Origin of the sequence: Apilactobacillus pseudapinorum (assembly GCF_040369555.1) — a bacterium.
Classification (GTDB): domain Bacteria; phylum Bacillota; class Bacilli; order Lactobacillales; family Lactobacillaceae; genus Apilactobacillus.
This window is the reverse complement of the sequence record NZ_BAABVU010000014.1, coordinates 22,810-45,347: the sequence shown is the minus strand read 5'-3', so window position 1 is coordinate 45,347 and position 22,538 is coordinate 22,810. Positions and strand designations below refer to the sequence as shown.

Genomic DNA, 22,538 nt, shown 5'->3' with positions numbered 1-22,538 from the left:
GTTCGACTTGCATGTATTAGGCACGCCGCCAGCGTTCGTCCTGAGCCAGGATCAAACTCTCATCTTAAGATGAAAAGCTTAACTTAGCTCTTCTGAATAAATTGTTATTTTATAAGCGAATTGACTTCGCAATGTTTAATTCTTACAAACTTCGTTGTAAGATTCCTTACACATCATCGATTATCAATCTTGTTCAGTTTTCAAAGATCTACCAATTTGTTATGTGTTATCTCAATTGACAACTTATATATATATCATAACAAGATTAACAAGCTGTGTCAACAACTTATTAATATTTATTTTCGTTAATGAATATCTTTTTGAAATTCTTTTTAACGACTTTTATTATTATGCCAGCTATCCGATTCAAAGTCAATGATATATTACAAAAAAAGCGAATTGATTTTCATCAACTCGCTTTAAAAATATTTTTATTTAATTCGTGCTAAGTAGTACTTTTTCTTTCCTCTTCTAACAACGACAAATTTTCCGTCGAATGATTGACTAGGATCAATATCAGCATCAACGTCATCTACTTTTTCACCGTTAATTCTGATTGCACCATTCTTAACATCTTCTCTAGCTTGTCTTCTGGATGGTTCAATTTCTGTATCATCTGCAAGCCATTCAACAATGTTTTTCTTGTTAGCACTAACTTCTACTGACGGCATGTTCTTGAATCCAGTTTCTACTTCTGCAGTAGTTAAATCTTGAACGTTACCTGAGAATAATGCTTCAGTGATGTTTTGCGCTTCGACAACAGCATCTTTACCGTGAACAAATTCAGTTACTTCTTCAGATAAACGACGTTGCGCTTCACGTTTCCAAGGTTCGTTTTTAACCTTATCTTCTAAGTCTTCGATTTCTTCTTTATCTAAGAATGTGAAGTACTTCAAGTACTTAATAACATCCCTATCATCTGTATTAATCCAGAATTGGTAGAATTCGTAAGGAGTAGTCTTTTCAGGATCTAACCACACTGCTCCTCCTTCAGTCTTACCAAACTTAGTTCCATCAGCCTTAAGCATTAATGGAATGGTTAAACCAAATGCCTTTGCATCTGCACCTTGGGTCTTATGAATCAATTCGATACCACCGGTAATGTTACCCCATTGGTCGGCACCACCGATTTGTAATTCAACGTCATTATTTTTGTATAGATGTTCAAAATCCATTGCTTGTAAAATTTGGTAAGTGAATTCAGTGTATGAAATTCCTGTTTCTAAACGACTTGAAACAATTTCCTTATTTAACATTGTGTTAACGTTAAATCTCTTCCCGTAATCACGTAAGAAATCTAATAGTGAGAATTGTGAAGTCCAGTCGTAGTTGTTTACGATTTGGAATTTACCGTCTTCTCCAAATAACTTCTTCATTTGGTTAGTTAAACGTTCTTCATTGTATTTAACTTGTTCCATACTTTGTAGTTTTCTTTCTGCTTTCTTACCAGAAGGATCACCAATTGAACCTGTTGCTCCCCCAATTAAAATAACTGGTTTAAATCCAGCTAATTGGAATCTCTTTAAAATCATAAATGGAATTAAGTGTCCCACGTGCATACTATCCCCGGTTGGGTCAATTCCAGCATATAGACCAAATTTCTTTTCGTTAACTTCTTTCTTTAGTCCTTCTGCATCTGTTTGTTGATTAATAGCACCACGCCATTGTAAATCATCAATAATGTCCATGTGTAATCCCTCCAAATAAAAAGTCCCTGACAAATAAATTGTCAGGGACGAAATGTTGTTTGTTAATCCGCGTTACCACCCAAGTTATCATATTAAAAAATATAATCTCTCATATCATTGTTAACGAAATGACTCGTCCGTATATGGATAAGCTCGGTAGCTGTAATTCTTTAATGCGTCGGCCTAATTTGCAGTAACATTAGGTTTCTAATTTCCAGTTCACATTAAATACTGGTAACTACTTCTTAGCTATTTATTAAATAGATACTATCATAATAATCAGCCTTGAAATAAATGTCAACATTATTTAATTTTACTTAATGCTTCCTTGATCATTGGCATCATCTTTTGTAGCGCTTCTGCTTGCGCTTTAGCTTGGAATTCAGCAGTTGCTTTCTTGATAACTGCATTTTGTTGAGCTGATGTCATCTTAGGATTTTTCATCATAGCTGCTTTTACTTGGGCTTGCACATATTCTGCACCAGCTTGCTTCATGGCAGCTTGACTTGCAGCATTGTTGTTCTTAGCACTAATTTCTTTAATAATAGATGGTAGTGCTTTTGCTTGGTTTACAGTTAATACCATCCATGATTTTGGTACATAGAAGTAATGAACTGTTTTAACACGTGTTGGTTTTTGGGCTAAACCAAACCAGAAACTGTTAGCTGATGAATTGTATTCATACTTAACAGTCTTAGTAACTAATTTAGCTTTACTATCATTAATAGTAATAATTTTGTTTTCTACCTTATCGGTACTTGTAGGGTTAGCTTTTGATTGTTTTTCACTGGTACGGAAAATAACCACTTTATCTTTACCAGAAGTTCCGATTGGTTGGTACATTAAAGCATCAAATCCCTTAGGAATACTTGATACTAATGTAGAAGTCTTTTCACTTGTTACCTTGTGCATCCCATAATGATTATGGAAATTAATAGTAATAAAGAAAGTAGATAAGATGAATAGTACTGCAAATACGATTGAAGTAATTGTGTGTAGTGCCTTATTCTTAGTAACTAAGTTGAAGCAGTAGAAGAATAAGAACGCTGAAATACATAGTACAAATAAAATCATTGTTTATTTACCTCCCCTTTTACTGTCATGTAGCCAGAATGTTGCAATAAAACCAATAATGATAAATACTGCGGCTACCCAGAATGCTGCGTGGTATCCATTTAACGTTGCTGAGATCACAGAATCTTTGTAAGCTAATGGATCTAGTTTTAATAGTGACTTAGCAGGCATGTTGTTTGTAGTTACATTTGTAAGAATTGAAACTAAAACAGCAGTAGCAATGGCCGCACCAACTTGTCTTACAGTATTGTTAACGGCAGTCCCATGACTAATCTTGTCATCAGGTAGAGCGTTCATACCAAAAGTAGTTGATGGCATCATTACTAAGGCCATCCCGAATGTTCTCACCGCATATAAAATAATGATGTAAACAATTCCGGTGTTTTCAGTAATGTATGCAAATGGAAGTGTTCCGAAGAACAATAGTACTAAACCAGTTACGATTAATTTCCTAGCACCGTGCTTATCAAAGATAGCACCGGCAAATGGAGAAACAATCCCCATCATCAAAGCACCAAGTAATAAACTTAATCCTGAATGGAACGCATTCATTCCACGCACGATTTGTAGGTATAGTGGCAATACCATTTCAAAACCAACTAAAGCCATCATCGTAATTGAACCTAGAATAGTAGCAACTGTGAATTTAGTTGACTTGAAAACACGAATGTCTAAGAATGGCTTGTCGATTACTAATTGACGCCAAATGAATAATACGATGAAGATTGCACCAACGATTAAAGTTGAAATAACAGTAGTGCTACCCCAACCATCAGTACCAACTTCTGAGAATCCATATAATGCACTACCAAAACCAATAGTTGATAGGATTAATGATAAGACATCAATCTTTTCTTTCTTAGTAGGTAGGATTGGACGCATGTAGTATAGACCTAATAAGATCACAATCGCGACGATTGGAATAATGATTCCAAATAAATCACGCCAAGTGTAGTTAATTAAAATCCAACCTGATAATGTTGGTCCAATTGCAGGTGCTAATCCGATAACAACTCCAGATAGTCCCAACGCAGCACCACGTTTTTCAGGTGGAAAGATTCTTAGCATAATAGTTTGTAGTAGTGGCATTGTTACTCCTACTCCAAGTGCTTGAACTAAACGACCAGCTAATAGTGTTCCAAAGTTTGGCGCAAAAAAAGCTAGTATTGTTCCAGCTTCAAAGACGACCATTGCGCCTAAGTATAGCCATTTAGTATTAACACGGTTAGATAACCAAGCACTAACCGGAATAACGATTCCATTCACTAACATAAATCCAGAAGTTAACCATTGTACTGTTGAAGTACTAATGGAGAAATCCTTCATTAATGTTGGAAACGCAGTTGCTAAAATTGTTTGATTTAAAATAGTACAGAAAGTACCAACCAATAAGATGATTACTAACATAATCTTATTGTATGATTTTCCGTTTACATCTACGTTCATATTCTGACCCCTTTTCCAATAAAAATAATTTCCTCTATAAATTTCGACAAAGACTAATATACAACCTTAAAAAAACATTGTCAATAAATTTGACAACGTTTTTAAAAAATATATAATTATTTATAACAATTATATAAAAAAGGAGTGTGACACTATTGAAGAAGAAATACTCTAAAGAAGAAATCAATGACTATTCTAAGCGTATTCAGAGTTTAATGAGTAACTTAGATTTATCTATTGGCATTGGTGGATTATCTAGAACTTGTAATGTGCCACAAAGTAAAATCAGATATTGGGAACAAAAAGGATATATTGGTTGTCATAAAGGTGACAAAAATACGAACCACCGTTATCCCTACTCTGCTGTTATTAAAGTTGAATTAATTAAATCATTCTTAGATTCTGGCTATACACTAGCCAAAGCTGCTGAAAAAGCATCCGTCTTTGATGAAACCGGTAGCCTCCTTCATCGTATTGCTAGACAAAGATTTGAATCTATTAATGTTGTTGATGAAAATACGGCGGTCGACATGGGACCGATTAAAGACGATCCGGAACACCACATCATGTTTGTTGATGAAGACGGTACTTTAACCGCTCAAATTGTTAAAAAAGATTAAAAATGAATTCCAGATATGGAATTCATTTTTTGTTTGTAATAAGATGGTCACAAGAGCGCTCGGACTTTGATATATTCGAGCTTTTACTTTATAATTACAATATGATAAACATGTGGTTTTTGGAATACATATGAATATCAAATTAAGATATTTAAATTTATTCTAATGTCTTATTTATTTAGTGATCCTTAAGGAGGAAGTCATTATAATGTGGTTTTTAGGTTTAATTAACGACTTTATTATTGGTTATCCAATTGCCGTTTCCGCTATCTGGATCGTAGGTGCTATCTATGGAAGCATCTTTAGACGTTCCGAAAAATTCGCTAATGTGGATGGTTCTGATTTAGTTTCTATTTTAGTTCCCGCCCATAACGAAAGCGATACTTTAAACGAAGCAATCCAATCAATTTCAAACATCGATTACAAGAATTTCGAAGTAGTCCTAATCGATGATAAAAGTGATGATGATACATTAGATATTATGTACAGATTGCAAAAGCAATACGCTGACCAATTTACAATTAAAGTTGTTCCAATCGACGTTAACCAAGGAAAAGCTAACGCCATGAACCAAGGCTTCGCTGTGGCTGAAGGTGAATACATTGTCGGTATCGACTCTGATTCCCTACTAGCTAAAAATTCAGTGAGCGAATTGGTAAAGACACTTAAGTCTAATGAAAAACTAGGTGCCATTGCTGGTAAACCAGTTGTTAGAAACAGAACTACTGTTTTAGGTCGTCTTCAATTACTAGAATACATCGGTGTGATTGATATCATTAAGAAAGCCCAAGCATTCTTATATGGTCGTATCAATACCGTTTCCGGTGTTATCGTAGGATTCAGAAGAGCCGCCCTACTTGATGTAGGTGGTTGGCACACTGATGTTATTACAGAAGATATCGATATTACTTGGAGAATGTATCGTAAAGGTTGGCAAGTTAGTTACCAACCATCAGCTGTTTGTTGGATCTTAGTTCCTGAAAACACTAAGAACTTAATTAAGCAACGTCGTCGTTGGGCTCGTGGTGGTATGGAAGTTATCGCCAAGAACAATGATTTATTATTACACGGTACTATTACTCAAAAAGCATTAATGTATGAAACAATCATTAGTAGTTTATGGGCTGTTTTAACAGCACTAAGTACAATTTCATATTTCTTCAACTTAATCTTAATTCATGAAGTTCAATTAGATGGTGACGTTTTACTAGTCCTAATCATCGTAAGTATATTGCAATTTATTATTGGTTTTACTGGATCTCATGAATCAGCCCTACTAAGCTTTGTTGATTTACTACTAATCCCTGCATATATTGTTTACTACTGGATGGTCAACTTAATTTCATGTATCTTAGCTTTAGTTTCATTCTTCTTAGATCCTGAAAACGTTGGTACCTGGAGTAGTCCTGACCGGGGGGTAAAATAATGAAAAAAAATTACGATAAAGATTACGAAACATTTGTAGTTAGAAAGAAAAGTAGTTTACTAAGAAGATTATTCCATATCGCATTGTTCACAATCCTATGGCTATACGTCGTCTTTGTATTAGTTGTTAACTTCGCCTTTTTGTTCGGCTTCTACAGTGACGACTTTGTTAGTTTCTACCTATTATTAAATCTAAACTATCAACTATATATGAAGTTACTAATCGCTGTAATCCTCTTAATAGGATTAACTGCAATTTACTCTAGCTTTAGATTGGTATACCTACGGAGGGTCAATAAGGATGTCAAATAAAGATAAAAAAATGACTAGAAAGCAACGTAAGATAATTGTTATTGTCTTAGGAATTGCACTATTTCTATTAATGTCATTTACCATCCACAAATCAGTGGAATATGATAAAGGTAGTAGTGAATACTACGGTTTAACTAAACAAGAAGAAAAAGCCAAAAATGGAATTATTGTTTTCTGTTATCACCGTATTTTAAAGAACAACCTAGGTGTTAACCTATCAAGAACTTTATCCACTAACTCTCAACTTCATGATTTTGATGTTCCTTTAAACCACTTTAAAGAACAAATGAAGTTTTTACATGATCACAACATTAAAGTGATTTCAGGTGCAGAGATGGTTAAGATGACTAACTCAAACAAGCCTATCAAGGGTAAGTACGCTGTTCTATCATTTGATGATATCGACAGAACTACCATCGATAACGCCATTCCAGTAATGAAGAAGTACAAGTATCCATTTACTACCTTCATCATCACTGGTAACACTGGTCGTTACCGTGAAGGTACTCAACTAGCTACTTGGTCACAATTAAAGTACGCGCAAAAAGAAGCTGGTAAGCTAATGACTATTGGTGTTCACACCAACAACATGCATTACTTAACTGCTAACCTAGTGCCTATCTTTAACCTACCAAAGAACTACGATCGTTTTACTAAAGACTTTGTTAAATCAAGACAAGTTCTGCTAAAACACACAGGTACTTATGCAGAGTCATTCGCCTACCCTTACGGTGGTGGTACTCCTAGAATTTCTCAATTCTTAGCTACTCAACACTTAGGTTGGGTCGGTACCCTAGATTCCGGAACTGTTTACAACAACGGTAACGGTGATCACAGTGATTTGATTTACACACCAAGAATGATTATTAACACCAATAGTTGGCCAAGTATTCGTGAATGGTTATCTGCTAAATCATAAAAATTAAAGCCATCCTCATTGAGGATGGCTTTTTTAGTATCTTTATTTATATATAAAATAAAAAGCCCTTAAAGGGCTTTATTTTATTACTTATCTAATTTTGATTTGTTTACTACTTCTAGCTTATCGTTGAATTCGTAAACAACTGGTTCACCAGTCTTCATTTCAAGATCCATGATGTCATCATCAGAGATTCTTTCAATGTACTTGCTTAATGCACGTAGTGAGTTACCGTGTGCAGCAATGATAACGTTCTTGTTATCTAATAGCTTAGGAGCAATTTCGTCAGCCCATAGAGGCATAACACGTTCTAGAGTAACCTTTAGGTTTTCACCACCAGGGATTAAGTTAGGATCTAAGTCCTTGTAACGACGGTCGTTTACAGCAGAACCTTCGTCATCTGCACTCAATAGTGGAGGTAAAGTATCGTATGAACGACGCCAAATGTGAACTTGTTCGTCTCCGTACTTTTCAGCAGTTTCTTCTTTGTTTAGACCTTGTAGACGACCGTAATGACGTTCGTTTAATCTCCAAGTCTTAGTTTCTGGGACCCATAGTTGGTCTGATTCTTCTAATGCGTAGTGAAGAGTCTTGATGGCACGTTTTAGAACTGAAGTGTATGCAAAATCAAATTCTAGACCTGCCTTCTTAACTAATTTACCAGCTTCTTTAGCTTCTTCAACACCCTTGTCGCTTAAATCAACATCTTCCCAACCAGTGAATTGGTTTGATAGGTTCCATTGACTTTGTCCGTGACGGATTAATACAAGTTTTGACATGAGTTGAAAACCCCTTTCAATTTCTTAAATAACAATACAATTCTACACCAAAATAGAAAAATTTACATCCTATTTAGTAATTCTCTTTATATTTATTGTCTTTTTCTTTTGTCCTTTAACTCCTAAAAGTTCTAAGAAGAACGCTAGAATAGGAACTGAGACGATTAATCCCCAGGCACCAAAAATTTCTTCACCAATTAATAATGCGCAGAAAGTGTAGAAAATTGGTAGTTCTGTTCTAGAAGACATTAGTTTTGGATTCAATACGTAAGCTTCCACAAAATGAATCACTGCGATCATTACTACTAAGTAAATGATGTATTTAAATCCTCCTACCGAGTAACCCACAATTGATAATGGCACTAGTGAAATAATTACTCCGGCCACAGGAACTAAACTTAAAACAAAAACCATTAAAGCAAGAATAATTAAATCAGGAATTCCTAAGATAGCTAACACAACCGTTGTGAAAATAGTATTAAATAGCGCAATTAGGAATTGAGCTTCCAACACCACCCCAAAGGTCTTGGTAAAAGTCTTAGCGAAGTAGTAAATGTCTTGGAAGAACCATGAAAATTCTGCATCCAAGAAACGTTTACTAAATTCTGCCATTGATTTTTCTTCCAATGTAAAGAAGAAACTCAAGATTAATGATAAGAAGAATGTGACACCCATTTGACCAATACTTGATAAGTAATCAAAGATGACACTAACACTACCCTTCATTTCACTGATGAAATTAGAACGATGAATGAATTCAACAATCATTTCTTTAATTTGAGTAGTTCCATGAAGATTACTAGGATCTTCATAGAATTGAATGATATGCTTAGATGCTGCGATTGCTTGATCATAAATGACCGGTGAGTAAATCGCAACGACCGCGACAATTCCAGCAATAAACAATAGATATGTTAATATCACTAAAATGGGTGCTGGTATTTTGACATATTTTCTAATAAAGTTTACTAATTTAGTAACCAATAATGAGAAAATAAATGTCAATAACAGCATGCTCATCATATCGCGCATAATGAATAGCACGAAGATGATTAAAATCAAGACACACCAACGTCTTAAAGCAACGTTAGCGAGAAATTTATCCCACAGTTTCATAAGCCACCTCGCTATTATTTTTTCTGTAGCTACATTATAACATTTTAAATATTAAATTTTATTTAATTAAACCAAATTCTATAAGTCCAAATTTTACAAAAATTTATTACAAAAGAGTATAATTGGTCTCGTGGTTTATTATTAGAGAAAGGACTGTTCGCATGTTTGAAAAAACTTTTTTTAAAACATTTTTTAAACACGGATTTAACGAACCAATTCAAGTAAATTATTGGGACGGCAAATCTGAAAAATATGGCGATGGCGAAGTCAAAGCCGTTATTACCATGAAAGAACCTATTCCAATTAAGGATATTAGAAAAAACGCTTCTATTGCTTTAGGTGAAGCATATATGGATGGCAAGATTGACGTTGATGGTAACATTGAAGACTTAATCGTTTCTGCATATCAAAAATCAACTAGTTTTATTCGCGACCATAAATACATTAATTTCCTACCTAAGCAAAATCATAATGAGTCCACAAGTAAAAAGGACATCCAAAGTCACTACGATATTGGTAATGACTTCTACAAGATTTGGTTAGATAAGACAATGACTTATTCATGTGCTTACTTTGATGAACCTGATGGTGACTTATACGAAGCTCAAATGAGAAAAGTACGTCACATCATCGAAAAATTAAATCCTAAGCCTGGTCGTACCCTTCTAGACATTGGTTGTGGTTGGGGTACATTAATGCTAACTGCCGCCAAAGAATATGGCTTAAATGTGGTTGGGGTAACATTAAGTCAAGAACAATGTGATTACGTAAACTCACAAATTGAAAAATTTGGTTTACAAGATCAAGCAGAAGTTCGCCTACAAGATTACCGTCAATTAGGTGACGAACACTTCGACTACATTACTTCAGTAGGAATGTTCGAACACGTTGGTAAAGAAAATTTAGACGAATACTTCTCATGCATCAACAAATACTTAAAAGACCACGGGGTTGCTTTAATTCATGGAATTACAAGACAACAAGGTGGTGCCTATAACGGTTGGATTAACAAGTACATCTTCCCAGGTGGATACATTCCAGGAATGACCGAAAACCTAGATCACATCGTTAAAAATGGTCTTCAAATTTTTGATTTAGAGTCATTAAGAAGACACTACCAATACACATTGGAACATTGGGATAGAAACTTTAACGATCATTTAGACGAAGTTAAAAAAGTAATGGGTGATGACGAACGCTTCATTAGAATGTGGGACTTATACCTTAAGACTTGTGCCGGTTCATTTAAGGCTGGAAATATTGATGTTATGCAATACTTAATTTCTAAAGGCCCTTCAGGACAAGAACTACCAATTACTCGTGACTACATGTACGAAAATAAATAATAATCACCTAATAAAAACACTGATGAAATTTCGTCAGTGTTTTTTTATTTTATCTTGCTTTTATATTATTTCCGTGTTTAAATAGATTAAATTTTAATTAGAACACGTCTAATCTAAATTTAATTTTATGCTTATATTAAGTAAAGGAGTTGATTCAATTATGATAAATTCAACAGCGAAAGATTCGCCCCAGATGGATGCTGCCAACATGGCAGATTTCAAAGTAAAGTCTGTGTTTAAGGATAGTGTTTATTTAGTTTTTAACGGGGTATCTAATGCCATTTTAGTCTGCTTAGGTGTTGGATTATTATTAGGAGCTATTGCCAATTTTGTTCACTGGACTGCCTTAGCTCAAATTGGATTAATTTGTCAATACTTAATGGCTCCCGCAATTGGAGCCGCGGTCGCCTCTCAACTAAAAACGAATACATTAGTTTTATTTAGTTCCATGATTGCTGCAACTGTTGGTGCGAACAATGTCTTCTTCACATCCGCAGTAACTAATGCAGTCACTGCAACAGGCCATGTTTTACCACAACCTGCTGGTTCCGCTGTATTCATGATTGGACAACCAGTTAGTGCCTTAGGTGGTGCCGTCGTTTCAACTATGATTGGAAAGTACTTAACAGGAAAAACTCCATTAGACATGTTCTTAGTTCCCTTCTCCGCTACTGGAATTGGTTCAATCGCTGCATTAGCATTTGCTACCGTAACCACTCCCGCATTGGTTTGGCTATCAGGTGTAATCGCTAAATCAATGGTGGTTAACCCATTCTTAGGATCATTTGTTATCGCCGTTGTTTGGTCCATCTTCTTGATGACCCCTGCTTCTTCAGCAGCCCTAGCAATTGCGGTTATGCTAGATCCATTATCTTCCGGAGCTGCCTTATTAGGAACAACCGCTCAATTTGTTTCATACACTGTAATGTCATACCGCGTTAACAAACCAGGTGCTAACATCGCTCAAGGTTTAATCACCCCTAAAGTGCAATTTGGTAATATTACTAAAAATCCATACATCGCTATCCCCGGCATGATTTCTTCTGCAATTATTGGACCAATTGGTACTTTAGTATTTCATTTCTCAGTATCTTACAAATTAGCTGGACTAGGACTTAACTCACTTATCGCCCCTATTACAATCGCTTCCCAAAGAATCCCAGAGTTAATCACTTACCTAGTCCTAGGCGTTGTCGTTCCTGCTGTCATTTCAGTAGTTCTAGTGAAAGTGCTTAAAGCTACTCACAAGATTAAAGACGAAGACATGCGTATCGATCTTATCTAATGTTTGAAACCATGATAAAAAAACTTCCTATAAAATAACGAATATAATAATTTAAAAATCCCTAGCGAAATTCGCTAGGGATTTGTTTTTTGTCTATATAAATGCGGCAAGAATTAATACTGCGGCCAATCCTAAAATAACAGATAATGCCATTGAACGAGTCCAATACGCAATGATGAACACGATTAGAGCAGCAATTAATTCGGGTGCTTTACCAGCAACTGATAAAGTATATGATGAGGTAATACATAAATCTTTTACTACCAATGAAGTAAATAATGCAATTGGGATATAACCCATCCATTCGTTAAACCACTTAGGAATCTTTCTAGTTCTAAAGAAAGCTAGTGGGACAAATCTAGGGATAAATGCAACTGCAAAACATAACATTATCAACCAAAAGTGTTGAGTTGAATTCCATTCCATAGAGTATCTCCTAATCCGTTGTACAAACTAATCCATCTCTTCTTCAAACTTATCTTCAGGTGACCCAGCAGGGTTCTTGAATAAGCGAAGTAAACGATTCTTCTTATATCTTTCGTAATGACTTCTAATCCATGATTCAACGAAAAATCCCACAAAAGATGCTAACAATGTAGATACCACTAAACCTAAAGTGGATTTCATTAATAACATAAATAATATTGCTAATCCAATTGTTAAAATAATCACCAATAACTTAAGTAGTGATTTCATTTGCATCACAATCATGTAAATGAATAACGCGGTTAACGCAAAGTGCACCACGGTTAAATTAATAGATAAAGAAGAGCCTACGACACTACCAATGATGGTACTTACTGTCCACACCACTAATGCATAGTGCTCGATTTGAAGAGCATCGGCAGAAGTAAACTTCTTATCAGTGGAAAGCTTCAAGTAGTTAACAGCGTACGTTTCATCGTTCAATGAAACGGCAAAGAATACTGTAAACCAGAATGATTTCCCTTGTAAGTACTTAGAGATACTAGATCCTAATAATGCGTATCTTAATTCCAAGAAGAACATCATGATAACAATCGATAATAATGGTGAATTAATTGTCAGCATGGAAGCAATTAAGAACTGAGCTCCACCTGAAAACACCATTAATGATACTAATGCGGTTAATAACGTATTAAAACCAGCAGCATGTAGTAAAATACCACACGCAATTCCAATGGGAACGTAGCTAATATTCAAAGGCATTGCTGTTTTTAAATTGGTTAGCCAACGCGGTTCATTTGGATTTGGTACTTGCTTTGTCAAATAATATTCCCCCGTTTAAAAACAATAGGTCTTAATTTTCAACGATTTAAGTTGTATGAAAAAAATCAAACGTTATTAATATTATAACGCAAATTACTTTAAATTATCTAACTTATTTGCATAAATTTAGCCAAACTTTATTACATTCTAATTTAGAGCATTAAAAAAAGAGTTATCATTTTGATAACTCTTTTTAGAACCAGTTGGTGATTGAACGCCAAAATCTAACAAAAATATTAGCCTTATCAATTTGGTCTTTCGCGATTAAATTAACTGTTGTTGGAACCCCTTTAATATAACGAATTCCAGCAAATTTTGCTTGAGCAATTGTATCACCGACTTTAAAACTTCCAGCGTCAACACCATTGCCTTTCGCGTATTTACTAATCGCACTAATCTTAGTAACTTTCAAGCTTTGCTTGTTAGTCAACCAAACACCTTGATTATCTTTAACCCCTAGTTCAACTGATTCTTGTTTCCCATTAGGGACATCAATCACACTATTATGCTGGCGGTTAGTTGCAACAGAGAGACTTTCGCCCTTATTTAAATTCACATAATGGTATTTAGCGTAAACGTATTTCATTAACTTTCTAGTTTGAATAAAACGAGCTGGATCATATTGGCCACCATTCGGAACTCCCATTACCACTGTAATGATACGGTGACCATTTTTTACGGCAGTTCCAGTAAAACAAGCTTTAGCAGTATCTGAAGTTCCCGTTTTTAAACCATCAACCTTAATATCTGGTAGTGCTTGGCTACGACCTTTTATCATCCAATTCCAATTTAACATAGTGGTATTTTCAAATTGGGTCGTATTAGCTGAACTGGTTTTTAGAATTTGTGGATACAAACGTAAAATATTCATTGTTAACAATGCCATGTCCCGTGCTGATAATTCATTTTCAGCATTGTATGAAGCATTAGCAAAACCAAGCGAACCTACTTCACCATTGGTTAATCCACAAGCAGTATAAACTTTGGCATCAGTAATACCGATTTTCTTGGCTTCAGAACGCATCATTAATGCGAATCGTTGCGTACTTCCATGTGCAACTCCATAACCTAAAGCCATTGTCGCAGCATTTTCAGAATATAGGGCGGCCTGATATAGCTGTCTAATTGTATACTTCTTACCTAAGGTTAATTTAACATTAGCATAGTTATGATCAACGCTTAGGTCATGTAATGCTTTATTGATAGTAACTTTATCATTCCAATGAATTTTGCCTTCCTTAATATGTTTAAGTGTTACATATAAAGTTAGCACCTTACTCATTGAAGCAGTTGGTAACGATTGATAAGCGTTTTTCTCATATAAAACTTGACCAGTTTTGTAATCAATTGCAATAGCTGCTTTAGCAGTTAATGAAAGTGGTTGATTGTGTTTTAATAAATAACTTGTTTCTTTATCTAATAACTGACTTCTCTTAATTTCCACAGCCTTACTAGTATTGGAGTCAGCAACGTTCGTAGCAGCTGAAGCCATCACAGGTGTGGATAGTAAAATCATTAGACTTACTATTACTAAGTTACTCTTAATAGCAAGTTTATTTAGCATCTTCGATGACCTCCTGATTTTCCTCTTCATGTCTGCTTGGCTCTAACTTTTCACCATGCTTAATTGGCAAATGAAGTGTAAATGTTGTTAGTTCATCACTAGATGCTACTGAACAATATCCTCCATGAATATTAACCACTTCATAAACAATTGCTAAACCTAAACCAGTTCCCCCGGTAGATTTATTTCTGGAAGTTTCTACTCGGTAAAAGCGATCGAATACATGATTTAGTGATTCTTCAGGAATCTTTTCTCCATCATTAGAAACCTTAATTTCTAATTCTTTTTCATTCACCCTAAAACCTTCAATATAGATATTCTTTCCACCAATACCATATTTTAATGCGTTAGTTATTAAATTATTTATAGCACGAGCTAAATCATTAGGACTGGCATCAATTATCAAGTTATCAAAGTTAGTTTTACTATGAATTTGCATTCCCATTTCGTCCATCTCTAAATCGAATTCCGCAGCAATTTGATCTAGCATAGCCTTCATTTCAATCTTATGAGTTTCTAACTTATTAAAATCCTTATCAGTAATCTTAGTATATTCAAACAAATCATCAGCTAAAGACTTCATTTGATTGGCTTTAGAATATGCAACGTGTATAAATTTATATAGCTCTTCTTCACTGGTAAATTGTTTATTCTCAATCAATCCCAAGTACCCAATTATTGAAGTCAATGGTGTTCTAATATCATGAGAAACATTTGAAATTAATTCATCCTTAGAACGTTCAGTATTTAATTCTTCTGACATTGAATGAATAACGTTATTGACCAATATATTAATACTATCAACTATTTTTTGATCATCACCTAATAGTTTATAGGGAATTGTATAGTCAAAATTACCATCAGCTATGTAGTGTAAATCACGAATAATGTGTTGTTCTTGTATACGTTTATAATGCATAAATAATCTAATATACAAAACAAACATATCAAGAGCGGCTATCATAACAATAAATCCATTACTCCAACTCCATAATTCAATATGATTTCCAGCTATCAAGGAGTTTCCAAAACGAATTAAAGCATTTCGCCAATCAGGATGAGTGGAATAGTATACCTCTGTAGCAAAAAAAACCAAAAAGTTAATAATTAAAATAAACAAACTAGTTAAAACAGCATCAGTAATTAAGCTGATGCGCTCTTTATGTGTTAGCTTGATTGTTTTTGTATTAGTCTTCATTGATTCTATATCCAACTCCCCAAACAGTTTCGATAATCTTCTTACCGTCAGTAGCTTCTTCTAACTTATCACGTAAGTGACTAACATGGACCATAACAGTCTTAGCTGAAATGATACTTTCTTGACGCCAAACACGTTCGAAAATTTCGTTCGCTGAGTATACACGACCTGGATGGCTAGCTAGTAAGTATAAAATACCAAATTCAATTGCAGTTAATTGAATTGTGCTACCATCTTCGGTCTTAACTTCATGAGATTCACGATTAATAGTTAATGATGAAACGTTTAATACTTCTGGTTCACCAACAACTACTTTATCGGTATAACGGCGTAAAATAGAATGCATTCTTGCCATTACTTCAAGTGGATTAAATGGTTTTGTGATGTAATCATCTGCCCCACCAACTAATCCTTCAATCTTATCGATATCTTCAGCCTTCGCTGAAAGAATCATGATTGGTAAACTGATTTCTCTTCTAACACGCTTTAGAACTTCGAAACCAGACATCTTAGGCATCATTATATCTAAGATCATTAGACCTACATCTGAGTTCTTTCTTAATTCTGTTAATGCTGCTTCACCGTCATTTACGATAACGGTTTCGTATCCTTCGTTTCTTATGTAAATCTTTAGTAATTCAGCAATTTCTTGATCGTCGTCAACTACTAGTACTTTCATCGAAACGCCGCCCTCTTTCTTAAATTGTTGTATAGATTAATATTAACATAATCTTAAGCTTTGTTATATAAATCTATACAAAAAAAGATGCTAAAATTAGCATCTTTTCATTTTTTATTTATAATTTGGTGCAGCTTTTGTAATTTGAACGTCATGTGGGTGAGATTCGATTAAACCAGCACCGGTAATTTGAACAAATTGTGCATTATCATTCATTGCTTGAATGTCTTTTGAACCAGTGTATCCCATTGCGGCGCGAAGACCACCAACCATTTGGAAAACAACATCTTTAGCTGAACCTTTGTATTCAACACGAGCTTCGATTCCTTCTGGAACTAGCTTGTTAGCTTCGTTAACTTCACCTTGGAAGTATCTGTCAGCTGAACCATGTTGCATAGCACCAACACTACCCATTCCACGGTAAGCTTTGTACTTAACACCGTCTTCTTCGAAGATATCACCTGGTGCTTCGTCAGTACCTGATAGCATGCTTCCTAGCATTACGGCATTACCACCGGCAGCGATGGCTTTAGCAGCATCACCAGAGTACTTGATACCACCATCAGCGATGATTGGCTTGCCCCATTTTCTAGCAACTTCAGCTGCATCGTAGACAGCAGTTAGTTGAGGAACACCAACACCGGCAATGATTCTAGTAGTACAGATTGAACCAGGTCCAATTCCGACTTTAACAACATCCACACCAGCTTCGAATAAATCGTTAGTAGCTTGACCAGTTGCCACGTTACCAGCAATGATGGTCTTGTTAGGGAAACTTTCGCGAATTTCCTTCACTTTTCTAATTACACCAGCTGAGTGTCCGTGAGCAGTATCAATAATAATGGCATCAGCTCCGGCAGCAAATAAAGCTTCCACACGTTTAAATGTGTCAGAAGTAACACCAACAGCGGCAGCACATAGTAGATGGTTGTTAGCATCTACCGCTGCGTTAGGGGTTTGATCAGTCTTTTCAACTGCTTTTACTTTTTTTACTTCGTTGGCTTGATCATCAACAACCATGTTCTTGTGAATTACACCTAATCCACCAACTTCAGCCATTGCGATAGCCATATCAGCAGTTGTAACAGTATCCATACTTGCACTTAGGAAAGGTACGTTTAACTTAACATCATCTGATAGTCGAACAGATGTATCCACATCGTTAGGTAAAACGTGACTTTCTGCAGGAATTAATAGTACATCATCAAATGTTAATCCCTTTTTTGCAAACTTTGTATTCCAATTATCCATAATCTAAATCCCCTATCTGTTTATTTTTTTAATTTCTAATATACAAAAAAAACGAACGAAAATCAAATAAAATTTTCGATCGTCTATATTTTTTTATTTTTATTTTTTCACTCTTGGTGTAAAAAAGTTCACAGTAATGGTGTATTTTTTGTGAACCCAGATGTCCACACCAATTCCGATTGCGGCCAACACGAAGTTAACAATTGGTGATACCACAACGTTAATGCCAGTCTTAGGCAAGTTAATCGCAATGAAGAACGCAAAAATCCACACTAATACTGTGATTAACATGAATAGCGCACGCATCCATCCATTGTAGGTATGCTTAACACTTGGGTCTAGTAACTTAGTTAGGAATGGAGCGCAGAATCCGAACACTGCAGAAATTAAGATTAGTGAAGTAATTCCAACAGCTTGCTCTTGTCCGTTCTTAGGTTGGATTAATAGGATAAATCCGTACATTAGGTTAAATAGGATTAAGAAGAAAACTGCATTGTAAACCACATTAGGAATAAAGTTATCAAACATAGAAGTCTTTTTCTTAGGTGGGTTCATGATGAAATCAATACGTTCTTCCACAGTACCGTATAAATTACGCGCAGTTGACCCGTGCTTTTGTTCTACTAATAGTTCATCCTTCATTTGACTGATAATTTCAGCCTTTCTTTCTGGACTTAAAGTAGTCTTCTTTAATTCCTTACTAAAACGGAACATGTAATCGGAATTACGTTTAGTCAAACCAATTCCGTCAAATTGAGTTCTTGTCTTTTTATCTGCTTCATGGCGATCTTGTTGCACATGTGCATTTCTTTTCTCAGTCATCAAAGCAATCCTTTCTAATTAAACGTTAAATCTGAAGTTAACGATATCGCCATCTTGCATGACGTAATCTTTACCTTCAACACGTAGCTTACCGGCTTCTTTTACCGCTTGTTCACTACCTAGTTCATCTAGGTCAGAGAAAGCCATTACTTCAGCACGAATAAATCCACGTTCAAAGTCAGAGTGAATAATTCCGGCAGCTTGTGGTGCTTTAGTACCCTTTAGGTAAGTCCAAGCCTTAGTTTCTTTGCCACCAGCAGTGAAGAAAGTTTCTAGGCCTAATAGCTTGTATGAAGCACGAATTAGTTTGTTCAAACCAGGTTCAGTTACCCCTTCAGCTTCTAAGAAAGTTGCTTTATCTTCATCATCCAGTTCAGCAATTTCTTCTTCAGTTTCCGCAGCAATACCGATTGCTTGTGCGTTTTCTGATTCAGCGTATTCCTTCACTAATTGGAAGTACTTTGAACCTTCTGGATCAGCCATGTCATCTTCTGAAATGTTGGCTACGTATAGCACTGGTTTTGAAGTTAATAGGAATAAACCTTTTACAATTTTTTGTTCATCTTCATCAAAGTCGATTGAACGCACTGGTTTACCTGCTTCTAGCACTGGCTTGATTTTTTCAAGCACAGCTAATTCAGCAACTGCTTCTTCATCTTTACCCTTAGCAGCTTTTTGGACACGGCCAAGGCGCTTAGTAACAGCATCTAAATCAGAGATACCTAGTTCTAGGTTAATAGTTTCGATATCAGCAATTGGATCAACCTTACCAGTAACGTGGGTAATGTTATCATCATCAAATGAACGTACGACGTGAACGATCGCATCAACTTGGCGAATGTTTTCTAGGAACTTGTTACCTAGACCTTCACCCTTACTTGCCCCTTTAACGATACCGGCGATATCAGTAAATTCAAATGTAGTAGGTACAATCTTCTTAGCTGGAATGACTTCGTCAATACGGTCTAAACGATCATCTGGCACTTCTACCATTCCGACGTTTGGATCAATTGTGGCGAAAGGATAGTTCGCCATTTCTGCTCCGGCTTTAGTAATCGCATTAAATAGTGTGGACTTTCCAACGTTAGGTAATCCCACAATCCCTGCTGTTAATGACATATTTCTAATTCACTCTTTTCTTTGGTTTTAGTCTTCGTTAGCACTTTCAATTACTTTTTTCATTTTCTTGTCAAACTCACGGCGAGGTAACATCACCACGTGACCGCAATTTTGACATTCAATCTTAATATCTGCTCCCATACGGATAATCTTCCAACTATTGGCACCACATGGATGAGCTTTTTTCATCATTACGACATCATTTAATGAATACATATTCAGTACTCCTTTTAATCTAAATTAATATCTAAAATTTGTAAAATACGATTTAAATCGTCATCGGATGCGTAACTAATTTCAATCTTACCAGTGCCCTTCTTAGAACGGCTGTTAGAGATTGAAACAGAAGTTTGAAATTTATCTTGAAGTTCATTTTCAGAAGCACGCAAGAATGGTGACTTCTTAGTAGAACGTCTTGGTTTCTTACTCTTGGCAGGGCTAGTCCCTAATGCCTTGATTTCACTTTCCAATTGACGCACTGTTAGTGTTTGATCGTAAGCTTTCTTTGCTAAACGGATTAAGTCTTCTTTTTTCTTAACAGAAAGCAAAGTTCTAGCTTGTCCCATTGATAATTGGTTCTTAGTTAGCATTTCCTTAACTTCGGTTGGAAGACCTAATAAACGCAAATAATTAGCAATGTATGGACGTGACTTACCTAGACGTTTAGAAACTTCTGCTTGAGTAATTTCTAGCTTCGTCATTAAGGTATTGTATGCTTCAGCTTCTTCAATTGGATTTAAATCCTCTCTTTGAAGGTTTTCCATGACAGCAATTTCCATCATTTGTTCATCTGATGCATCACGCACGATGGCTGGAATCTTTTCTTTACCGGCCATCTTAGAAGCACGAAAACGACGTTCCCCAGCTAAAATTTCATACTTATCTTTTTGACCATCGGTTTTTCTAACGATAATTGGTTGGAAAACCCCAGATTTTTCAATTGAACGAGTTAAGTCCTTTAGCGCTTCAGTATCGAAATGGGTTCTGGGTTGAAATGGATTAGGTGATAATTTACTTAGTTCCAAATCCAATACATCTTCTGAGTTTGCGTCGATATCATTATCAGCAAATAATGCTTCAATGCCTCGACCTAGACCTTTATTATTCACCATGAGCAGCTAACACTTCCTTTGCAAAATCCATATATAGTTCTGAACCTTTTGAAGTTGGATCGTAGTCTATAATTGGTAATCCGTAACTAGGTGCTTCTGATAAGCGCACATTTCTTGTGATAATTGTGTTATAAACTTTATCGCCGAAGTATTTACGAACCTCATCATTAACTTGTTGACCTAATTTAGTACGAGCATCATACATTGTCAGTAATACTCCTTCAACATCTAAATCAGCGTTAAAGTGTTTTTTTACTAATTGAACGGTATTTAATAATTGGCTTAGTCCTTCTAGTGCATAGTATTCTGTTTGCACAGGAATTAAGATTGAATCACTCGCAGTAAAAGCGTTTACCGTAATTAATCCTAACGATGGCGGACAGTCAACTAAGACGTAATCATAATTATCTTTGACAGTTTTTAGGGCGTTCAAAAGACGAGTTTCTCTAGCCATTTGTGGTGTCAATTCAATATCAGCACCTGATAATTGAATGGTTGCCGGAACGATATCTAATCCTTCATGTTTTGATGGAATAATCGCTTCTTCAATTGGTTCTTCATTCACTAAAATATCATAAATATCTTTTTGGATGTCTGCTTTTTGAATACCCACTCCTGAAGTGGCGTTGCCTTGGGCATCGGCGTCAATTAATAGTACTTTCTTCCCCATAGTGGCAAGGTCTGCACCTAGATTAACGGATGTAGTCGTTTTACCGACTCCTCCCTTTTGATTAGCTAAAGATATGACATGTGCCATGAAAACCCCTCCTGTCGTCTACTTATTATTAGAACCAATTGGTTTCTTGTTGGGTGTTCCTGCTTTTCTTGGGTATTGCTTTGGTGTTGCTTTGACTTTTTCTAAGATCACCATGTTACGGGGGTCATTAGAAACTGGTAAGTTAAATTCATCATCTGATAGTAACTTACCACCTAATGTAGTAATCGCGCTCTTACCATCAGATATTTCATTTTTCGCTTGTGATGCTTTTAAAGCAATCATCTTTCCACCAACTTTAACCAGTGGTAAACACAATTCAGCTAAAACACTCATTCTCGCAACTGCTCGTGCAGTAGCTAAATCAAATTGTTCACGATATGCGGACTTCTTACCACCAAATTCTTCAGCACGTGCATGGTGCAATTGAACATGGTCTAATCCCAATTTAGTGACTAGCTCATCTAAAAAGTTAATGCGCTTATTTAATGAATCAATAATAGTAACTCTTAAGTTCGGAAAGGCAATCTTTAGTGGGATTGATGGAAAACCAGCTCCAGCTCCCACATCACAAAGTGTTAATTCTTCAGTTCTTAACTCTTCTGCATAAAAAGCTGGTGTAATTGAGTCAAAGAAGTGTTTTAAATAAACTTCGTCGCGGTCGACAATCGTTGTTAAGTTAACGTGTTCATTAGTTGCCACTAGCATTTCGTAATATGTAGCAAATTGTTGCATTTGTTCGTCGCTTAATTCGATATTGTGTTTGGCTAATTCTGTTTTAAATTCTTCTGGATTCATACAAATCCTCCTACTGTGAAAC

General features: G+C 35.6%; 23 protein-coding genes, 1 rRNA gene and 1 other annotated feature. Of the genes, 6 read left to right on the top strand and 18 right to left on the bottom strand.

Annotated elements, in window-relative coordinates; genetic code table 11:
• From ABWU86_RS03140 to ABWU86_RS03125, 4 genes are all read right to left on the bottom strand, one after another.
• Window positions 1-67, bottom strand: a 16S ribosomal RNA gene (locus ABWU86_RS03140); the annotation flags it as partial.
• Between the two features lie 364 nt (window positions 68-431).
• Complete coding sequence (tyrS, locus tag ABWU86_RS03135; protein ID WP_293794173.1) at window positions 432-1,688, bottom strand: tyrosine--tRNA ligase; 1,257 nt, start codon at window positions 1,686-1,688, stop codon at window positions 432-434.
• 40 nt (window positions 1,689-1,728) lie between these two features.
• Window positions 1,729-1,944, bottom strand: a binding site (T-box leader).
• 47 nt (window positions 1,945-1,991) lie between these two features.
• On the bottom strand, window positions 1,992-2,762 hold the full coding sequence (locus ABWU86_RS03130) for a DUF4811 domain-containing protein (RefSeq protein WP_293794172.1): 771 nt from the start codon (window positions 2,760-2,762) through the stop codon (window positions 1,992-1,994).
• 3 nt (window positions 2,763-2,765) lie between these two features.
• The gene (locus tag ABWU86_RS03125; RefSeq protein ID WP_293794171.1) at window positions 2,766-4,208 is read right to left on the bottom strand and encodes an MDR family MFS transporter; all 1,443 of its coding nucleotides are present in this window, start codon (window positions 4,206-4,208) and stop codon (window positions 2,766-2,768) included.
• A 155-nt stretch (window positions 4,209-4,363) separates the two neighbouring features.
• Between ABWU86_RS03125 and ABWU86_RS03120 the strand changes: the two genes are divergently transcribed.
• The 4 genes from ABWU86_RS03120 to ABWU86_RS03105 all read left to right on the top strand — a co-directional run bounded on the left by ABWU86_RS03120 (window position 4,364) and on the right by ABWU86_RS03105 (window position 7,484).
• Window positions 4,364-4,828 (top strand): MerR family transcriptional regulator, encoded by a 465-nt coding sequence (locus ABWU86_RS03120; protein ID WP_293794170.1) that lies wholly within the window; start codon window positions 4,364-4,366, stop codon window positions 4,826-4,828.
• Between the two features lie 208 nt (window positions 4,829-5,036).
• Window positions 5,037-6,254, top strand: a complete 1,218-nt coding sequence (locus tag ABWU86_RS03115; RefSeq protein ID WP_293794169.1) for a glycosyltransferase — start codon at window positions 5,037-5,039, stop codon at window positions 6,252-6,254.
• Window positions 6,254-6,565: a hypothetical protein gene (locus ABWU86_RS03110; protein WP_293794168.1), complete on the top strand. Its 312-nt coding sequence runs from the start codon at window positions 6,254-6,256 to the stop codon at window positions 6,563-6,565. Before ABWU86_RS03115 ends, ABWU86_RS03110 begins: the two co-directional genes overlap by 1 nt.
• On the top strand, window positions 6,555-7,484 hold the full coding sequence (locus ABWU86_RS03105; RefSeq protein WP_293794166.1) for a polysaccharide deacetylase family protein: 930 nt from the start codon (window positions 6,555-6,557) through the stop codon (window positions 7,482-7,484). The genes ABWU86_RS03110 and ABWU86_RS03105 overlap by 11 nt, the downstream gene beginning before the upstream one ends.
• A gap of 86 nt (window positions 7,485-7,570) precedes the next feature.
• On the opposite strand, the gene ABWU86_RS03100 is transcribed toward ABWU86_RS03105, so the two are convergent.
• Together ABWU86_RS03100 and ABWU86_RS03095 are read right to left on the bottom strand one after the other, a co-directional pair.
• On the bottom strand, window positions 7,571-8,263 hold the full coding sequence (locus ABWU86_RS03100) for a 2,3-diphosphoglycerate-dependent phosphoglycerate mutase (RefSeq protein WP_053949648.1): 693 nt from the start codon (window positions 8,261-8,263) through the stop codon (window positions 7,571-7,573).
• A 69-nt stretch (window positions 8,264-8,332) separates the two neighbouring features.
• Window positions 8,333-9,379, bottom strand: a complete 1,047-nt coding sequence (locus ABWU86_RS03095; protein ID WP_293794164.1) for an AI-2E family transporter — start codon at window positions 9,377-9,379, stop codon at window positions 8,333-8,335.
• Window positions 9,380-9,540: 161 nt separating this feature from the next.
• Here ABWU86_RS03095 and ABWU86_RS03090 point away from each other — a divergent pair, with 161 nt between their 5' ends.
• Together ABWU86_RS03090 and ABWU86_RS03085 are read left to right on the top strand one after the other, a co-directional pair.
• Window positions 9,541-10,725 (top strand): SAM-dependent methyltransferase, encoded by a 1,185-nt coding sequence (locus ABWU86_RS03090; RefSeq protein ID WP_293794162.1) that lies wholly within the window; start codon window positions 9,541-9,543, stop codon window positions 10,723-10,725.
• Between the two features lie 193 nt (window positions 10,726-10,918).
• Window positions 10,919-12,010, top strand: coding sequence for a PTS transporter subunit IIC (locus ABWU86_RS03085; RefSeq protein WP_353321363.1), 1,092 nt, complete (start codon window positions 10,919-10,921; stop codon window positions 12,008-12,010).
• A gap of 93 nt (window positions 12,011-12,103) precedes the next feature.
• Here the strand turns inward: ABWU86_RS03085 and ABWU86_RS03080 are convergent, their stop codons facing one another.
• From ABWU86_RS03080 to rsmG, 12 genes are all read right to left on the bottom strand, one after another.
• On the bottom strand, window positions 12,104-12,436 hold the full coding sequence (locus ABWU86_RS03080; protein ID WP_293794161.1) for an AzlD domain-containing protein: 333 nt from the start codon (window positions 12,434-12,436) through the stop codon (window positions 12,104-12,106).
• A gap of 27 nt (window positions 12,437-12,463) precedes the next feature.
• On the bottom strand, window positions 12,464-13,198 hold the full coding sequence (locus ABWU86_RS03075) for an AzlC family ABC transporter permease (protein ID WP_353321361.1): 735 nt from the start codon (window positions 13,196-13,198) through the stop codon (window positions 12,464-12,466).
• A 253-nt stretch (window positions 13,199-13,451) separates the two neighbouring features.
• Window positions 13,452-14,822, bottom strand: coding sequence for a D-alanyl-D-alanine carboxypeptidase family protein (locus ABWU86_RS03070; RefSeq protein ID WP_293794160.1), 1,371 nt, complete (start codon window positions 14,820-14,822; stop codon window positions 13,452-13,454).
• The gene (locus ABWU86_RS03065; RefSeq protein ID WP_293794158.1) at window positions 14,812-16,020 is read right to left on the bottom strand and encodes a sensor histidine kinase; all 1,209 of its coding nucleotides are present in this window, start codon (window positions 16,018-16,020) and stop codon (window positions 14,812-14,814) included. The genes ABWU86_RS03070 and ABWU86_RS03065 overlap by 11 nt, the downstream gene beginning before the upstream one ends.
• Window positions 16,010-16,699: a response regulator transcription factor gene (locus tag ABWU86_RS03060; RefSeq protein WP_053949640.1), complete on the bottom strand. Its 690-nt coding sequence runs from the start codon at window positions 16,697-16,699 to the stop codon at window positions 16,010-16,012. Before ABWU86_RS03060 ends, ABWU86_RS03065 begins: the two co-directional genes overlap by 11 nt.
• 114 nt (window positions 16,700-16,813) lie before the next feature.
• Window positions 16,814-17,950 (bottom strand): IMP dehydrogenase, encoded by a 1,137-nt coding sequence (guaB, locus tag ABWU86_RS03055; RefSeq protein WP_353321352.1) that lies wholly within the window; start codon window positions 17,948-17,950, stop codon window positions 16,814-16,816.
• Window positions 17,951-18,049: 99 nt separating this feature from the next.
• Window positions 18,050-18,772 (bottom strand): DUF1129 family protein, encoded by a 723-nt coding sequence (locus tag ABWU86_RS03050; protein ID WP_353321350.1) that lies wholly within the window; start codon window positions 18,770-18,772, stop codon window positions 18,050-18,052.
• A gap of 18 nt (window positions 18,773-18,790) precedes the next feature.
• Window positions 18,791-19,891 carry a redox-regulated ATPase YchF gene (gene ychF / locus ABWU86_RS03045; RefSeq protein ID WP_353321348.1) on the bottom strand — a complete coding sequence of 367 codons (1,101 nt, stop codon included), beginning with the start codon at window positions 19,889-19,891 and terminating at the stop codon, window positions 18,791-18,793.
• A 27-nt stretch (window positions 19,892-19,918) separates the two neighbouring features.
• Window positions 19,919-20,107, bottom strand: a complete 189-nt coding sequence (locus tag ABWU86_RS03040; RefSeq protein ID WP_053949636.1) for a DUF951 domain-containing protein — start codon at window positions 20,105-20,107, stop codon at window positions 19,919-19,921.
• A 14-nt stretch (window positions 20,108-20,121) separates the two neighbouring features.
• Window positions 20,122-21,003, bottom strand: coding sequence for a ParB/RepB/Spo0J family partition protein (locus tag ABWU86_RS03035; RefSeq protein ID WP_293794059.1), 882 nt, complete (start codon window positions 21,001-21,003; stop codon window positions 20,122-20,124).
• Window positions 20,993-21,760: a ParA family protein gene (locus ABWU86_RS03030; protein WP_353321346.1), complete on the bottom strand. Its 768-nt coding sequence runs from the start codon at window positions 21,758-21,760 to the stop codon at window positions 20,993-20,995. Before ABWU86_RS03030 ends, ABWU86_RS03035 begins: the two co-directional genes overlap by 11 nt.
• An 18-nt stretch (window positions 21,761-21,778) precedes the next feature.
• A complete protein-coding gene (gene rsmG, locus ABWU86_RS03025; protein ID WP_293794063.1) occupies window positions 21,779-22,516 on the bottom strand; it encodes a 16S rRNA (guanine(527)-N(7))-methyltransferase RsmG in 738 nt (245 codons plus the stop codon).
• Window positions 22,517-22,538: the final 22 nt, after the last annotated feature.

Coding starts and splice junctions, on each gene's coding strand:
- rsmG (WP_293794063.1), bottom strand. CDS start 22,516: ATGAATCCAGAAGAATTTAAAACAGAATTAGCCAAACACAATATCGAA.
- ABWU86_RS03075 (WP_353321361.1), bottom strand. CDS start 13,198: ATGCCTTTGAATATTAGCTACGTTCCCATTGGAATTGCGTGTGGTATT.
- ABWU86_RS03125 (WP_293794171.1), bottom strand. CDS start 4,208: ATGAACGTAGATGTAAACGGAAAATCATACAATAAGATTATGTTAGTA.
- ABWU86_RS03040 (WP_053949636.1), bottom strand. CDS start 20,107: ATGTATTCATTAAATGATGTCGTAATGATGAAAAAAGCTCATCCATGT.
- ABWU86_RS03030 (WP_353321346.1), bottom strand. CDS start 21,760: ATGGCACATGTCATATCTTTAGCTAATCAAAAGGGAGGAGTCGGTAAA.
- ABWU86_RS03070 (WP_293794160.1), bottom strand. CDS start 14,822: ATGCTAAATAAACTTGCTATTAAGAGTAACTTAGTAATAGTAAGTCTA.
- ABWU86_RS03060 (WP_053949640.1), bottom strand. CDS start 16,699: ATGAAAGTACTAGTAGTTGACGACGATCAAGAAATTGCTGAATTACTA.
- ychF (WP_353321348.1), bottom strand. CDS start 19,891: ATGTCATTAACAGCAGGGATTGTGGGATTACCTAACGTTGGAAAGTCC.
- ABWU86_RS03090 (WP_293794162.1), top strand. CDS start 9,541: ATGTTTGAAAAAACTTTTTTTAAAACATTTTTTAAACACGGATTTAAC.
- ABWU86_RS03105 (WP_293794166.1), top strand. CDS start 6,555: ATGTCAAATAAAGATAAAAAAATGACTAGAAAGCAACGTAAGATAATT.
- ABWU86_RS03110 (WP_293794168.1), top strand. CDS start 6,254: ATGAAAAAAAATTACGATAAAGATTACGAAACATTTGTAGTTAGAAAG.
- guaB (WP_353321352.1), bottom strand. CDS start 17,950: ATGGATAATTGGAATACAAAGTTTGCAAAAAAGGGATTAACATTTGAT.
- tyrS (WP_293794173.1), bottom strand. CDS start 1,688: ATGGACATTATTGATGATTTACAATGGCGTGGTGCTATTAATCAACAA.
- ABWU86_RS03100 (WP_053949648.1), bottom strand. CDS start 8,263: ATGTCAAAACTTGTATTAATCCGTCACGGACAAAGTCAATGGAACCTA.
- ABWU86_RS03130 (WP_293794172.1), bottom strand. CDS start 2,762: ATGATTTTATTTGTACTATGTATTTCAGCGTTCTTATTCTTCTACTGC.
- ABWU86_RS03050 (WP_353321350.1), bottom strand. CDS start 18,772: ATGACTGAGAAAAGAAATGCACATGTGCAACAAGATCGCCATGAAGCA.
- ABWU86_RS03035 (WP_293794059.1), bottom strand. CDS start 21,003: ATGGTGAATAATAAAGGTCTAGGTCGAGGCATTGAAGCATTATTTGCT.
- ABWU86_RS03095 (WP_293794164.1), bottom strand. CDS start 9,379: ATGAAACTGTGGGATAAATTTCTCGCTAACGTTGCTTTAAGACGTTGG.
- ABWU86_RS03115 (WP_293794169.1), top strand. CDS start 5,037: ATGTGGTTTTTAGGTTTAATTAACGACTTTATTATTGGTTATCCAATT.
- ABWU86_RS03085 (WP_353321363.1), top strand. CDS start 10,919: ATGGATGCTGCCAACATGGCAGATTTCAAAGTAAAGTCTGTGTTTAAG.
- ABWU86_RS03065 (WP_293794158.1), bottom strand. CDS start 16,020: ATGAAGACTAATACAAAAACAATCAAGCTAACACATAAAGAGCGCATC.
- ABWU86_RS03080 (WP_293794161.1), bottom strand. CDS start 12,436: ATGGAATGGAATTCAACTCAACACTTTTGGTTGATAATGTTATGTTTT.